This window comes from Alloalcanivorax sp. (assembly GCF_964221125.1).
In the GTDB taxonomy this organism is placed as follows: Bacteria; Pseudomonadota; Gammaproteobacteria; order Pseudomonadales; family Alcanivoracaceae; genus Alloalcanivorax; species Alloalcanivorax venustensis.
In genome coordinates this window covers 45534-60129 of record NZ_CAXPXK010000098.1, presented here as the reverse complement: position 1 = coordinate 60129, position 14596 = coordinate 45534, and the positions used below count along the sequence as shown (strand labels likewise).

13 protein-coding genes are annotated in these 14596 nt (G+C 66.7%); 5 read left to right on the top strand and 8 right to left on the bottom strand.

The features are described from left to right. Positions 1-69: 69 nt before the first annotated feature. Positions 70-504: a DUF3617 domain-containing protein gene (locus ACEQZD_RS11870; protein ID WP_370185717.1), complete on the top strand. Its 435-nt coding sequence runs from the start codon at positions 70-72 to the stop codon at positions 502-504. Here the strand turns inward: ACEQZD_RS11870 and ACEQZD_RS11865 are convergent. Both ACEQZD_RS11865 and ACEQZD_RS11860 read right to left on the bottom strand, forming a co-directional pair. Continuing rightward, positions 501-2030, bottom strand: coding sequence for an AMP-binding protein (locus ACEQZD_RS11865; protein WP_370185714.1), 1530 nt, complete (start codon positions 2028-2030; stop codon positions 501-503). The two genes, ACEQZD_RS11870 and ACEQZD_RS11865, sit on opposite strands and share 4 nt — an antisense overlap. Positions 2031-2060: 30 nt before the next feature. Then, positions 2061-2840, bottom strand: a complete 780-nt coding sequence (locus ACEQZD_RS11860) for a crotonase/enoyl-CoA hydratase family protein (RefSeq protein ID WP_370185711.1) — start codon at positions 2838-2840, stop codon at positions 2061-2063. On the opposite strand from ACEQZD_RS11860, the gene ACEQZD_RS11855 reads away from it, so the two are divergent. Beyond that, a complete protein-coding gene (locus ACEQZD_RS11855; RefSeq protein WP_372530078.1) occupies positions 2833-3768 on the top strand; it encodes a PaaX family transcriptional regulator in 936 nt (311 codons plus the stop codon). The two genes, ACEQZD_RS11860 and ACEQZD_RS11855, sit on opposite strands and share 8 nt — an antisense overlap. A gap of 21 nt (positions 3769-3789) precedes the next feature. Here the strand turns inward: ACEQZD_RS11855 and ACEQZD_RS11850 are convergent, their stop codons facing one another. The 3 genes from ACEQZD_RS11850 to ACEQZD_RS11840 are packed head-to-tail and all read right to left on the bottom strand — an operon-like array spanning position 3790 to position 5990. Beyond that, positions 3790-4923, bottom strand: coding sequence for an acetyl-CoA C-acyltransferase (locus ACEQZD_RS11850; RefSeq protein WP_370185705.1), 1134 nt, complete (start codon positions 4921-4923; stop codon positions 3790-3792). 23 nt (positions 4924-4946) lie between these two features. Further along, positions 4947-5381, bottom strand: a complete 435-nt coding sequence (locus ACEQZD_RS11845; protein ID WP_067604838.1) for a PaaI family thioesterase — start codon at positions 5379-5381, stop codon at positions 4947-4949. 36 nt (positions 5382-5417) lie between these two features. Then, entirely contained in the window at positions 5418-5990 is a 573-nt protein-coding gene (locus ACEQZD_RS11840; RefSeq protein WP_370185702.1) for a TetR/AcrR family transcriptional regulator, read from the bottom strand. 221 nt (positions 5991-6211) lie between these two features. Between ACEQZD_RS11840 and ACEQZD_RS11835 the strand changes: the two genes are divergently transcribed. Continuing rightward, positions 6212-6595: a DoxX family protein gene (locus ACEQZD_RS11835; protein ID WP_370185699.1), complete on the top strand. Its 384-nt coding sequence runs from the start codon at positions 6212-6214 to the stop codon at positions 6593-6595. 102 nt (positions 6596-6697) lie between these two features. Here ACEQZD_RS11835 and ACEQZD_RS11830 read toward each other — a convergent pair whose 3' ends face one another. Then, positions 6698-7099 (bottom strand): TM2 domain-containing protein, encoded by a 402-nt coding sequence (locus tag ACEQZD_RS11830; protein WP_214013522.1) that lies wholly within the window; start codon positions 7097-7099, stop codon positions 6698-6700. Positions 7100-7135: 36 nt separating this feature from the next. Next, positions 7136-8317: a formate-dependent phosphoribosylglycinamide formyltransferase gene (purT, locus tag ACEQZD_RS11825; protein ID WP_370185696.1), complete on the bottom strand. Its 1182-nt coding sequence runs from the start codon at positions 8315-8317 to the stop codon at positions 7136-7138. A 152-nt stretch (positions 8318-8469) separates the two neighbouring features. On the opposite strand from purT, the gene tadA reads away from it, so the two are divergent. After that, the gene (gene tadA / locus ACEQZD_RS11820; protein WP_370185693.1) at positions 8470-8925 is read left to right on the top strand and encodes a tRNA adenosine(34) deaminase TadA; all 456 of its coding nucleotides are present in this window, start codon (positions 8470-8472) and stop codon (positions 8923-8925) included. Here the strand turns inward: tadA and mltF are convergent. Next, positions 8922-10346: a membrane-bound lytic murein transglycosylase MltF gene (gene mltF / locus ACEQZD_RS11815; RefSeq protein WP_370185690.1), complete on the bottom strand. Its 1425-nt coding sequence runs from the start codon at positions 10344-10346 to the stop codon at positions 8922-8924. The genes tadA and mltF overlap by 4 nt on opposite strands. Positions 10347-10636: 290 nt before the next feature. Here mltF and purL point away from each other — a divergent pair, with 290 nt between their 5' ends. Then, the gene (purL, locus tag ACEQZD_RS11810) at positions 10637-14554 is read left to right on the top strand and encodes a phosphoribosylformylglycinamidine synthase (protein WP_370185687.1); all 3918 of its coding nucleotides are present in this window, start codon (positions 10637-10639) and stop codon (positions 14552-14554) included. The last annotated feature ends 42 nt before the right edge of the window (positions 14555-14596 follow it).

The window sequence follows — 14596 nt, the reverse complement described above, 5'->3', positions numbered from 1 at the left end:
GGGTGATACGCCTCCAGGCCGGGCCGCGCTAGGGTCGGCTAAGCCGACAATACTAAAAGGAGAAATACCATGAGGAAGTTGAAGGCTTGTGCCCTGTCCCTGCTGGTCGCGGCGCCGGCGTTGGTGTCGGCGGAGACGCCGAACGTTAATCCGGGGCAGTGGGAGTATCAGACCACCATGACCATGAGCGCCGGTGGCCAGGCGATGCCGGCCCGCACCGCTAAGAACAAGGATTGCGTGCGCCAGGAAGACGTTACCGATCCGGATCTGTTCGGCGGTGACGAGCTGAACAATTGCGAGGTGTCCGAAATGGAGCAGAGCCGGTCACGCCTGCGTTACAGCCTGACCTGTCCGGGCCCGGACGGGTCGCCCTACACGATGAGCGCGGATCTCAAACTCCAGGGCGACACCATGGAGGGGACCATGCAAGGTGACATGGAATCCCCCATGGGGCCGATGAAAATGCGCATGTCGCTCAGCGGCAAACGCATTGGTGAGTGTTAGGCGGTTTTCGCGTACTGGTCCCGCAAGGCTTTGCGGTTGATCTTGCCGACCGCGGTCTTGGGGATCGCGTCGGTGAAAATCACCTTGCGGGGTTTCTTGTAGGAGGCGACCTGCTCGGCAACGAAGTCGATCAGGGGCTGCTCATCAATGTTTTGGTCCGGTTTGAGGGCCACGACGGCGGTGACCGCTTCCACCCATTGCGGGTCTTTCAGACCGATGACGGCGCACTCGGCCACGGCGGGGTGCGCGGTGAGCACGTCTTCCACTTCTTTGGGGTACACGTTGTAGCCGCCGGTGATGATCATGTCGGAGGTGCGGTCCTTCATGTGCAGGAAGCCGCGCTCGTCGAACTGGGCGATGTCGCGGGTGCGCAGCCAGCCGCCGTCCATGAACATCTCTTTGTTGAGCTCGGGGGCGTTGTGGTAGCCGGCCATCATTGACGGCGCGCGCACCGCAATTTCGCCGGGCTCGCCTTGCGGGACGTCGTTGCCTTGTTCGTCGACCAGACGGATCTCCACGTCGATGCTGGGTTTGCCGCAGGCGCCGAGCAGCTCCTCTTCATGGTCCTCGGGGCGCAGCACGGCGATGGTGAGCGGGCATTCGGTCTGGCCGTAGTACTGCCAGAATTTCTCCCGGCCCCAGGTGGCCATGGCTTTCTGGATCACCGGGCGCGGCATCGGCGAAGCGCCGTAGATCACCTGGCGCAGCCGGCTCACGTCGATCTCCGCGAAACGGGGGTGGCCGAGCAGCATCTGCAGCATGGTGGGCACCATGTTGACGGCGGTGATGCGCTCTTTCTCGATCAACTCCAGGAAGGCGTCCGGGTCGAAGCCGGGCATGATCACGGTGCGCGCGCCGCGCAGCCAGAACGGCAGCACGAACACGCCGCTGGCGTGGATCAGCGAGGCGGCGTGCAGCATGGCATCGTCCTGCTCCACGGCGACCAGGTTGAGCAGCACGTTCTTGCAGACGCCGGCGTAGGAGGCCTGGGTGTGTTGGGCGGCTTTAAGCGTGCCGGTGGTGCCGGAGGTGAACAGGGTCAGGATCACGTCGTCCGGTTCCACGGCCACGTCTGGATTGGCGGTGCTCTGGTTGGCCGCGTCGGCCAGCAGGTCGTCACCGCCGCCGTCGGTGCTGCCGATGCCGTGGCATTGCAGGGTGGGGAGGGCGTCGCGCAGTTCGCTGGCCCGTTCGCTCAGGTCGGCGCCGTAGAGCAGCAGTTCGCAGCCGGTCTCTTCCAGCATTTTCCGGTGTTCGTTCAGGGACAGCCGGGCGTTGAGCGGCACCCGGTTGATGCCGGCTTTCACGCAGGCGAAATCCACCGGCACGCTGTAAAGGCTGTTGTTGAGCAGCAGTGCCACGCGGTCGCCCCGTTTTACGCCGCGCTGCATCAGGCTGTGGGCGAGCTGATTGCTAAGCGTGTGGGTCTCACTAAAGGTCAGGCTCCGGTCGCCGAAGACGATGGCGGTCCGCTCGGGGTAGTAGCCGGCACCGCGATTAATCAGGTCGAGATAGGTGGTGGTCATTCAAGCTCTCCTCTTGTCTGTTCATTGTCGTTATTCGAATTCGCCGTGGCGGCCGGCGCCTTTGGTGAAACGTTCGGCGCCGGCGATGGCCTCTTCAAAGACGATCGGGTAGCCTCCCGCGCCTTCCCGGGCGAGGGCATCGGCCAGCGGCTGGTCCCATTGCCGGTAGGCGGAGAGGCGGTCGGCGCGCAGGCAGCGTTGCGGGAAACCGGCGATGCTGTGCGCCAGGGCCCGGGCGGTGTCCAGGCCTTCGCCGTCGGCGACCACGCGGTTGGCGAGGCCCATGCGCAGGGCCTCGTCGGCGTGCACCGGGCGGCCGGTGAGGATCATGTCCATGGCGTGGCCCTGGCCGACGATCCGCGGCAGGCGCACCGTGCCCCCGTCGATCAGCGGCACGCCCCAGCGCCGGCAGAAGACGCCGAACACGGCGGACTGCTCCGCCACGCGCAGGTCGCAGAACAGGCTCAACTCCAGGCCGCCGGCCACGGCGTAGCCGGACACCGCGGCGATCACCGGCTTGCTGAGCAGCATGCGTGATGGCCCCATGGGGCCGGGGCCGGTGCCTTCCGGTTCCACTTCGTTGCGGCGTTGCGGGTCGCCCAGGGCGGCCAGATCGGCGCCGGCGCAGAAGTTGCCGCCGGCGCCGGTGAGTACGGCCACGCTGACGCTGTCGTCCTCTTCGAAGGCTTGAAAGGCGTCGCGCAGGGCGTCGGCGGTGGGTCGGTCCACGGCGTTGCGCTTATCCGGCCGGTTAATAATGATGGTGCGGACGGGGCCGTCGGTTTCGACAAGGATCGGGGGCGTGGACACGGGACTCTCCTGGGCTTGGCCATCGGGCGTTATTTATTTCCCTTTGTGGAACAAAGGGGATGGTTTGGATATATTTCACCATATGACTGCAAAAGACAGCAAGAGTTATAATTTGGCCGTGACCGACGGCCCGTCCGACGGTCAATATGAGCTCGGCGCCGCGGATCTGGTCCTGGATATTCTGTCCACACACGATGCCCGCCAGGTGTCGGTGGCGGCGCTCTGCCGGGCCGGCGAGGTGTGCGGGCTTCGTGACCAGAACGTGCGAGTGGCGCTGAACCGACTGGTGCGGCAGGGCAAGGTCGCCAATCCGGCGCGCGGTCTGTACGCGCTGAACCCCGGTGGCAGTGGTCTGTTCGGCGAGGTTGAGAGCTGGCTGAGCAAGGAGCAGCGCGCGGTGGCCTGGCAGGGCGGTTGGGTCGGCGTGGTCGATGGTGCGGTGCCGCGGCGCGAGAAAACGCTCTGGCGGCGCCATGAGCGCGCCCTGATGCTGCGAGGGTTCCGCGCCCTGGGCGTTAGCGGTTTACAGCTTCGGCCGGACAATTTGCACGGGGGGGTGCCGGGTTTGCGGGAGGATTTGCGCGCGCTGGGCCTGGCGGATCAGGCTACGGTGATCGCGGTGGGCGAGCTCTCCCGGGGGGACGAACAGCGCGCCCGTGGATTATGGGATCTGGCCGCGTTGGAGGCGGCGTATCGGGACATGTTGTCGCGGCTGGAGCGCAGTCAGGCGGGTCTCCATGCGCTGCCGGCGGAGGTGGCGGCCCGTGAGAGCCTGCTGCTGGGCCGCGCGGCGATTCGCTCGATCATCCACGATCCGCTGCTGCCGGACGCCCTGATGGGGGGCGACCTGCGTCACCGTCTGATCGAGCGGATGCGGGACTACCAGAGCGAGGCGAAGCAGCTCTGGATGCGCGTGCTGCCGGCTTGAAGGGTCAACCCGCCGCCGCGTTTACAGCGCTTCCAGGATCGTGGCCACGCCCTGGCCGCCGCCGATGCACTGGGTGGCGAGGGCGTACTTCACCTTTTCCCGTTGCAGCAGCGCCGCCGCCTTGCCGGTGATGCGCGCGCCGGTGGCGCCCAACGGGTGGCCGATGGCCATGCCGCCGCCGTCCAGGTTCACGGTGGCCGGGTCCAGATTCAGGTCGCCGATGCAGGCCAGCGCCTGGGAGGCGAACGCCTCGTTGATCTCCACCACGCCCAGGTCGTCGGGGCTCAAGCCGGCCCGTGCCAGCGCTTTTTGCGTGGCCGGGATCGGGCCCAGGCCCATCACCGCCGGGTCGCAGCCGGCGCTGGCCACGGCGCGGATGCGCGCGCTCGGGGTCAGGTTGTGGCGGGCGGCGAAGTCGTCGCTGGTGACCAGTACGGCGGAGGCGCCGTCGGTGAGCGGCGACGAGGTGCCGGCGGTGACCACGCCGTTCTCATCGAACGCCGGCGGCAGCTTGGCCAAGGCTTCCAGGGAGGTGTTGGGCCGGATGCAGCCGTCCTCGGTGATCCACTCGCCGGTGCCGGTCTGGATGCGCACAATCTCGTCGCGCAGACGCCCCTGCTCCCGGGCGGCGGCGGCCTTGTGGTGGGATTCCAACGCCATCCGTTCCTGCTCGCCGCGGGGAATAGCGTAGCGTTCCGCCACGTTCTCGGCGGTGCGGCCCATGGACACATAGGCGTCGGTGTATTCCTGGAGCCAGGGGTTGGGCGAGAAATTAAAGCCGCCCTGCGGGACCTGGGTCATGGATTCCACGCCCACACACAGAAAGGCGTCGCCCAGGCCGGCCTCGATGTTGGCGGCGGCGATGTGCACCGCCGACATGGACCAGCCGCAGAAGCGGTTCACGGTCATGCCGCCGACGTCCTGGGGCAGGCCGCTGAGCAGGCCGACGATGCGTGCCAGGTTATTGCCCTGGGACGCCTCCGGGTAGGCGCAGCCGAGAATCACGTCTTCGAGCAGCGCCGGGTCCAGATCGGTGTGGGCGAGCAGCGCCTTGACCACCTGGCTGGCGAGATCGTCCGGACGTACCTGGGCGAGCAGGCCTTTGTTGGCGAAATGAAACGGGGATCGGGCGTAGCCCGCGATAACGGCTTTCATGGTGATGCCTCCCGGCTGTTGGGTTACCGCTGCATGATCAGCAGGGTGGAGGTGGCGCTGGCGTAGAGCTTGCCGTTGCGGTCGGTGAGGCGGGCTTCGGCGAAGCCGAGGCGGCGGCCCAGGGTGATCACCGTGCCTTCGGCGCGCACCGGGCCGGTGTCCTTGGTCATGCCCCGGTGGTAGGCCACTTTCAGTTCCGCCGTGGTATAGGCCTGGTCGGCGTCCAGGCTGGCGTGCACCGCGCAGCCGCAGGCGGAATCCAGCAGGGCGGCGGCGTAGCCGCCGTGCACCGAGCCGATCGGGTTATAGACTTTCTCCGAGGGCGTGCCTTCGAACACGGCGCGGCCTTTTTCCACTTCCACCAGGGTGAAATCCAGGGTGTCGCCGATGGCCGGGTTACGCTTCTCCCGCATCAGCATTTGCAGGGTTTCCAGGCCGTTCAGTGCGGCTTCGCTCATGGTTTTACTCCAATGTTCGAGTTAAAAAATCCGGGGTTAGTGCGTGCCGGGCAGCTGGGCGGCCACGGCGTCTAGGAATTCTTCGGAAAGCGCCGGGTCGTCCACCGCCCGGGACAGCACCAGCGCGCCCACCATGGCGGCGCAGGCGGCCACCGCCTTCTGCCGGCGGGCGGCTTTGGCGCGGGTGGGAAGGGCATTGCCGAGCAGGTCGATAAAGCGCTTCACGCTGCCGGTGAAGGCGGCGCGCACCGGCGGGCTTTGTCGCGCGGCGTCGCCGGCCAGGGCGGCCAGCACACAACCGTCCCCGGGGGCGTCGCGGTGGCGCTTGGACAGGTAGCGGCGGGCCAGGGTGTCCATGGACGGCCCGTCGCTGTCGCTGGCCAGCCGCCGCCAACGCCGCCCGGTGACGCCGATGGCGTATTCGCAGGCTTCCGCCATCAGTTGTTCCTTGGAGTCGAAATGGCCGTAGAAGCCGCCGTGGGTCAGGCCGGCGTTCTTCATCAGTTCAGCCACGCCGATGCCGTCGAAGCCCCGTTCGCGAAACAAACGGGCGGCCTGGTGGACGATCTGCTCACGGTTGGCGGCGGCCTGTTCCTTGCTGACTCTCATGCTGGACCTCTTGCGCCTGGTGGTCGCTTTTAGATGATGGGTGTCATTTATATAATGATGATGGTCATCATGTAAATAGGCCGCGCGAAGAAAAGTGCGCCGACCGGTTGAGACCGGACTGTGCATGAATAGCGAAAGTGTGGGCCGGCTGCTTTTCTTTTCCCCGGCAAAACCGTTCAATAGGCTGTAATAACGGTTACTTCTAAACGAGAGGAGGGAATATGCAAAACGCCGATCTGGGCAAACTGATTCTGCGCCTGACCCTGGGGCTGCTGTTGTTGCTGCACGGCATCGCCAAGCTGGAAAGCGGGGTGGGCTGGATTTCCGGTTCGTTGCAGGGTTATGGGCTGCCGGGTTTTCTCGCCTATGGGGTGTTTATCGGTGAAGTGATCGCCCCGGTGATGATCATCATCGGCTATTACACCCGGATCGGCGCGGTATTGATCGTGGGCAACATGCTGGTGGCGCTGCTGATGGCGCACATGAACGAACTGTTCGCGCTCAGCAGCACCGGCGGTTGGAAGGTCGAGCTGCAGGCGTTTTACCTGTTCAACGCGGTGGCGCTGTTCTTCCTCGGCTCCGGCAAATACGCCATGAAAAACTGAGAGAAAACATTGTGGGAGCGGGCCTCGCCCGCGAAAGGATGGCAAGAGCCACCTGGCGGGATTCCAGAGACGCGTGGAATCCCGCCGGCCTGCATACCCTCTTTAAAGCGACCCGTGCATCATATTCTTGCTGCTGATCTGCCCGTTCAGGGTCCAGTAGTCATAGAGAATCCCCAGCCCGAACAACCCCACCGTCAGCAGGTAGATGATGCCGGTGATCCATTTGCCCATGTAGAACCGGTGCAGGCCGAATATTCCCAGAAAGGTCAGCAGAATCCAGGTGATGTTGTAGTCCGTGGGGCCGGAGCGATAGCGGATATCCGCGGATTCATCCATGCCGGGAATCAGAAACAGGTCGATTATCCAGCCGATAAAAAACAGGCCCAGGGTGAAGAACCAGATGGTGCCGGTGATCTGGCGGCCGTAGTAGAAACGGTGGGCGCCCATGAAGCCGAAGATCCAGAGCAGATAGCCGATGATCTTGCTGTGCGTATCCCGATACATGAAAAATCTCTCCGTTGAATTGAAAACGCCGGGCCGTTATAGCTCGACCTTGATGGCGGCAATCACTTTGTTCGCTTTTACGCGGGCGCGTTCCACGCTGTCGGCGCGGGCCACGGCGACGCCCAGGCGGCGGCTGCCGTTGACTTCCGGCTTGCCGAACAGACGCAGGTCCGTGTCCGGTTGCGCCAGGGCCTCGTCCAGATTGCCGTAGCGCATGTCGGTGGACTCGCCTTTCACCAGCAGCACCGACGACGCGGACGGACCACGCTGTTCGATCAGCGGCACCGGCAGGCCGAGAATGGCGCGGGCGTGCAGCGCGAACTCCGACAGGTCCTGGGACATCAGTGTCACCAGACCGGTGTCGTGGGGGCGCGGTGACACTTCACTGAACCACACCTGGTCGCCTTTGACGAAGAACTCCACGCCGAACAGGCCGCGCCCGCCCAGGGCATCGGTGACCGCTCTGGCCTGCCGTTCCGCCTCCACCAGGGCGGCGTCGTTCATCGGCTGCGGCTGCCAGGACTCGCGGTAATCGCCGTCCTCCTGGCGGTGGCCGATGGGCGCGCAAAATGCCGTGCCGTCCCGGTGGCGCACGGTCAGCAGGGTGATCTCGTATTCGAAATCCACGAACCCTTCCACGATCACCCGCCCCTGGCCGGCGCGGCCGCCGGACTGGGCGTAGTCCCAGGCGGCGTCGATGTCCTGGGCCTGTTTGACCAGGCTCTGGCCCTTGCCGGAGGACGACATCACCGGTTTCACCACACAGGGCAGGCCGATGTCGCGCACCGCCGCCAGGTATTCCTCCCGGGTGCCGGCGAAACGGTAGGGGGACGTGTTCAGGCCCAGCTCTTCCGCCGCCAGCCGGCGGATGCCTTCCCGGTTCATGGTCAGGCTGGCGGCGCGGGCGGTGGGCACCACCGTGATGCCTTCCTGCTCCAGCTTGAGCAGCTCGTCGGTGGCGATGGCCTCGATCTCCGGCACGATAAAGTGCGGCCGCTCCTGTTCCACCACGCCGCGTATCGCGGCACCGTCGAGCATGTCGATCACGTGGCTGCGGTGGGCCACCTGCATGGCCGGCGCGTTGGCGTAGCGGTCCACGGCGATCACCTCACAGCCCAGCCGCATCAGCTCGATGCTGACCTCTTTGCCCAGTTCGCCGGAGCCCAGCAACAGTACGCGGGTGGCGCCGGGCGCATTGGGGGTGCCCAGAGTGGTCATGGTGGCGGCTCCTTTCCTTGAAAATCATTGCATCGCCCTCGGGCGCGTCGAGGCATGATTGTAGCCGCTACGGAGTGCCTTGTGGGAGCGGCGTCTGGCGCCTGGCGTCCCGCACGCCGTACCATATGCCGCTGGAACGCAGGGAGATCACCATGACCGCGCAAGACGATGAATTGTGGATGGCCCGGGCGCTGGCGCTGGCGGAGAGCGCCGCCGGAGAAGGGGAAGTGCCGGTGGGCGCGCTGGTGGTGCGCGACGGCGCGGTGATCGGCGAGGGCTGGAACCGGCCGATCATCGCTCATGATCCCACCGGCCACGCGGAAGTGAACGCCCTGCGTGACGCCGCCGCCCGGGCGGGCAATTACCGGCTGTCCGGCGCCACCCTGTACGTCACCATTGAGCCCTGCACCATGTGCTTCGGCGCCTTGATGCACGCCCGCATTGCGCGGCTGGTGTACGGCGCCCGGGAACCCCGGGCCGGGGTCTGTGAAAGTCAGCTGGGTTTGCCTGAACGCGGTTTCTACAACCACCGCATTGAAGTGACCGGCGGCGTTTGCGCGGAGCAAGCCGCGCAATTGCTGCGCGACTTTTTCCGCCAGCGCCGCTAGTCCGCCAGGGCCACCATGTTCGCGCGGTGGCGGTCGGAGTTGTTGGCCCACACCAGCAGGTCGTAGTAGCGGCGGATATGGCGCACGTACACCGCCGCCTGGCCGCCGGGGGCGGCGCCGTAGCGCAGCTGGTTCACGTAGGCCGGGTCGTCGAGCAGGGTGAGGCGGGTTTTCACGTCCTGCCACAGGTCCGGGTTGTCGCCCTGGCGCTCGGTGAGCACGCGGGCGTCTTCCAGGTGGCCCATACCCATGTTGTAGGCGGCCAGCGCCATCCAGGTGCGGTCCGGTTCCTGGATGCGGTCCGGCACCCGGTCGTGCAGCTTACGCAGGTAGGCGGCGCCGGCACGGATGCTCTGGGCCGGGTCGGTGCGGTCGGAGACGCCCATTTCCCGGGCGGTGCGGTTGGTCAGCATCATCAGGCCCTCGACCCCGGTGGGGGAGATCGCCTGGGCGTCCCACAGGGATTCCTGGTAGGCCATCGCCGCCAGCAGGCGCCAGTCGAAGCCGGCGTCCACGGACGCTTCCTGGAACTGGGCGGTGTAGCTGGGCAGGCGGTCGTCCATATGGCGGATAAAGCTGCGCGCCGCGTACAGGTTGAACTGGTCCACATGGCCGTAGAAACGGTCCGCCAGCCGGGTGGTGGTGCCGTCCGCCTTGGCCTGGGTCAAAAAGCGCTGCGCCGCCAGATAGAGGCTGCGGTCGTCGTTGGCGCGGAACGCCCATGCCAGGCCCTGATCCACGCTCAGGGTGAAACCGGACGCCAGGTCCGGAAACAGTGAGCGGTGGATCGCATAGGCGTTGGAGTTGATCAGGGCGTAGTCGCCGTCGCCTTGCTCGACCAGGGCCAGCAACTGCTCGGCGGTGGCGTTCTCCACCTGCTCGAAGCTCAGTTCCGGGTGGTCCAGCTGCGCCGCCACCAGCATGTCCGCATGGCGGCTGCCGGCGCGCACCAGCACCTCCTTGCCGATCAGGTCGGTGATCTCGGCGGGGCGCTGGTCACCCAGGCGGTACATCACCAGGGTGTCCACGTTCTGGTAGGGGGTGCTGTAGCGCAGCGCCTGGTCGCCGTCGTGGCCGGCCAGCAGGGCGGATGCGGCCAGATCGGCCTTACCGCGGCGCACCGCGTACTTAAGGTCGGAGGTGCTGTCCACCTCCAGCAGGCGCAGTTCCACGCCCAGGCGCTCGGCAAAGCCGCGCGCCAGCTCGTATTCCATGCCGGTGAGGCCGTTGGGGTCACGGTAGACAGTGGTCAGTGAGGGCCGGGTGGCCACCACCAGCTCGCCCCGCGCCTGGACACGTTCCAGGGCGGTGGGGGTGGGGCGCATCGCCACCATCAGCCCGACCGCGCCAAGCAGCGCGAGCGGGGCGATAAGCTGTCGGCCGGGGCGGAGGAAACCGCGAAGCCGTTGTAGCACTGTCATATCCGTTGATACCTCTGCTGGGTGTACTCCAGACAGGTCGGTACGGCCCGTGCCGTCCATCGCCGGACCCGGAAATCGGGGCGCTCGCCCCCGGGTCGGCTGTGACCTACATCACGTGTGCGCGGCGAATCTACCATCGGAACTGGTCAAAAATCCATCATTTTTGTCCAACAATCATATTTGCTTGCATCTTTGCGGCCCCCGCGGCGCGCGCATAGGAATTCGGGCGGCCATCCCTTATCATTGCGATCCTTATTTCTCCCCCTGCACGTAAAGGAAAAGCCGACCCCATGCTGATCCTCCCCGGTAGCCCGGCCCTATCCGCGTTTAGAAAGGAAAAACTGCTGGAGGCTCTGCCCCAGGCAGAGGCTCTGTCCGCCCGTTTCGTGCACTTCGTGGAGCTGTCTCCAACGGAGGGCGACGCCGGGCTGGATGAGCGCGAGCGCCAGGTGCTCGACAGCCTGCTGGAATACGGCCCCAGCCTGGAAGACGCGGCCGTGGAAGAGAGCGGCAGTGAAACCTTCGTGGTGGTGCCCCGCCCGGGCACCGTGTCGCCGTGGTCGTCCAAGGCCACCGACATCTGCCACAACGCCGGCCTCGCCAAGGTGGCGCGGGTGGAGCGCGGCATTGAGTACCGGCTCAAGCTCAACGGTCCGGCGGACCGGGGCGAGCTGGCGGCGGCGTTGCACGATCGCATGGTGGAAGCGGTGCTCGACCGGCTGGAGGACGCCGAGGTGCTGTTCACCCACCACCGGCCGCGCCCGCTGACCAGCGTGGACGTGATCGGCGGCGGCCGCGAGGCGCTGGCCACCGCCAACGGCGAGCTGGGCCTGGCGCTGGCGGAGGATGAAATCGACTATCTGGCGGAGCGCTTCACCGCCCTGGGGCGCAACCCCTCGGACGCCGAGCTGATGATGTTCGCCCAGGCCAATTCCGAGCACTGCCGCCACAAGATCTTCAACGCGGACTGGACCATCGACGGCCAGGAGCAGGACCTCAGCCTGTTCGCCATGATCCGCAACACCTACAAGCACGCCAGCGAGGGCGTGCTCAGCGCCTACAGCGATAACGCGGCGGTGGTGGCCGGCCCGGTGGCGGACCGCTTCTACCCGGATCCGGGCAACGCCGGCTATCCGTGTGAGTACCGCTACCGGAACGAGCCGGTGCACATGCTGATGAAGGTGGAGACCCACAACCATCCCACCGCCATCGCCCCACGCCCCGGCGCGGCCACCGGCGCCGGCGGCGAGATCCGCGACGAGGGCGCCACCGGCCGCGGCGGCAAGCCCAAGGCCGGCCTCACCGGCTTTTCCGTGTCCAACCTGTGCATCCCCGGTTTCCGCCAGCCCTGGGAAGACGACTACGGCCGCCCCGGGCGCATCGCCTCGCCGCTGGACATCATGATCGACGGGCCGCTGGGCGGCGCCGCCTTCAATAACGAGTTCGGCCGGCCCAACCTGTGCGGCTACTTCCGCACCCTGGAAATCCAGGCGCCGGGCGTGGCCGGCGACGAGCGCCGCGGTTACCACAAGCCGATCATGATCGCCGGCGGGCTGGGCAACGTCCGCGACGGCGACGTGCACAAGAAACCGATTCCGCCGGGCGCCAAGATCATCGTGATCGGCGGCCCGGCCATGCTGATCGGCCTGGGCGGCGGCGCCGCCAGTTCCATGGCCAGCGGCGAATCCGACGAAGCGCTGGATTTCGCCTCGGTGCAGCGCGACAACCCGGAAATCGAGCGCCGCGTCCAGGAAGTGATCGACCGCTGCTGGGCGCTGGGCGAGCACAATCCGATTGTGTCGATCCACGACGTGGGCGCCGGCGGCCTGTCCAACGCGCTGCCGGAGCTGGTCCACGACCACGACCGGGGCGCCAAACTGTCGCTGCGCGCCATCCCCAGCGCCGAACCGGGCATGAGCCCGGTGGAGATCTGGTGCAACGAAGCCCAGGAGCGCTACGTGCTGGCGGTGCTGCCGGAGGACCTGGAGCGCTTCGAGGCGCTGTGTGAGCGCGAGCGCGCGCCGTTCGCGGTGCTCGGCGAGGCCACCGAAGCGGAACACCTGGAGGTGGCCGACGACCACTTCGGCGATGCGCCGGTGGACCTGCCCATGGATCTGCTGTTCGGCAAGCCGCCGAAAATGCAGCGCGGCTACGACCGGGAAGATTTCGAGCGCCAGCCGTTCACCACCGAAGGCATTGAGCTCAAGGACGCCATCGAGCGGGTCATGCGCCTGCCCACGGTGGCCTCCAAGAATTTCCTGATCACCATCGGCGACCGGTCGGTGACCGGCCTGGTGCACCGCGATCAGATGGTCGGCCCCTGGCAGGTGCCGGTGGCCGACTGCGCGGTGACCGCCACCGGCTACAACCAGCGCACCGGTGAAGCCATGGCGATGGGCGAGCGCACCCCGGTGGCGCTGGTCAACGCGGCCGCCTCCGGCCGCATGGCGGTGGCGGAAACCCTCACCAACCTGGCCGGCGCCCACATCGGCTCGCTGGGCCAGATCCGCCTGTCCGCCAACTGGATGGCCGCCGCCGGCCACCCGGGCGAGGACCAGGCCCTGTTCGAAACCGTCAAGGCGGTGGGCATGGAACTGTGCCCGAAGCTGGGCATCGCCATCCCGGTGGGCAAGGACTCCCTGTCCATGCGCACCCTGTGGCAGGAAAAAGGCATCGACAAGAGCGTGGTGGCGCCGCTGTCGCTGATCGTCTCCGGCTTCGCCAACGTCACCGACATCGGCCTGACCGCCACGCCGCAGCTCAAAACCGGCCTGGACAGCGAGCTGCTGCTGATCGACCTGGGCCGGGGCAAGAACCGCCTGGCCGGCTCGGCGCTGGCCCAGGTGTTCGGCAAGGTCGGCGATGTGGCGCCGGACCTGGATGACGCCGACGATCTGATCGCCTTCTTCGAAGTGACCCAACGGCTGCTGGCGGAAGAGCGCCTGCTCGCCTACCACGACCGCTCCGACGGCGGCCTGTTCACCACCCTGGCGGAGATGGCGTTCGCCGGCCGCACCGGCGTGGACATCGTGCTGGACAACATCGCCGGTGACGGCCCTGAGGCCGTGGCGGCGCTGTTTGCCGAGGAGGCCGGCGCGGTGATCCAGGTGCGCGCCGCCGACGTGCAGGCGGTGCGCCAGCGTTACCAGGACGCCGGTCTGGGCGGCTGCGTGCACAGCGTCGGCACCGTCAACGACGAGGACGTGGTGCGCCTGCGCCTGGGCGGCGCGGTGTTGCGCGAACGCCCGCGCTGGGGGCTGCAGCGGCTGTGGTCGGAAACCAGCTACCGCATCCAGGCGCTGCGCGACAACCCGGACTGCGCCCGCCAGGAGTTCGAATCGATCGCCGATTCCAACGACCCGGGCCTGAACGTGCGCCTCACCTTCGACATGAGCGAGGACGTGGCCACTCCGTTCATCAATACCGGCGCCCGCCCCAAGGTGGCGATCCTGCGCGAGCAGGGCGTTAACGGCCACATGGAAATGGCCGCCGCCTTCGACCGCGCCGGGTTCAGCGCCATGGACGTGCACATGAGCGACCTGCTCGCCGGCCGCGTCAGCCTGGACGACATGAAAGGCCTGGTGGCCTGCGGCGGCTTCTCCTACGGCGACGTGCTGGGCGCCGGCGAGGGCTGGGCCAAGAGCATTCTCTACAACCCGGGTCTGCGCGACGCCTTCAACCGCTTCTTCTTCCGCGAGGACACCTTCTCGCTGGGGGTCTGCAACGGCTGCCAGATGCTGTCCAACCTCAAGGATCTGATCCCCGGCGCCGAGCACTGGCCGCACTTCGTGCGCAACCTGAGCGAGCAGTTCGAGGCGCGCACCTCGTTGGTGGAGATCCAGGACTCGCCGTCCGTATTGCTGCGTGACATGGCCGGCACCCGCCTGCCGATCGCCGTGGCCCACGGCGAAGGCCGCGCCGAGATCAGCGACCAGGACCTCAACCGCAACATCGAACAGCGGCTGCTGGCACTGCGCTACGTGGACAGCCTGGGCAACCCGGCGGAGCAGTACCCCGCCAACCCCAACGGTTCCGCCCAGGGCGTCACCGGCTTCACCTCCCGCGATGGCCGGGCCACCATCATGATGCCGCACCCGGAGCGGGTGTTCCGCGTGCTGCAGAACAGCTGGATCCCGGATGATTGGCGCCGGTTTGAGACTGGGCCCTGGTATCGGTTGTTTGCCAATGCCCGGAAGTGGGTCGGGTGAAGGCAGTTAATAGTTAAGAGTTAATAGTTAACAGTGAAAAGC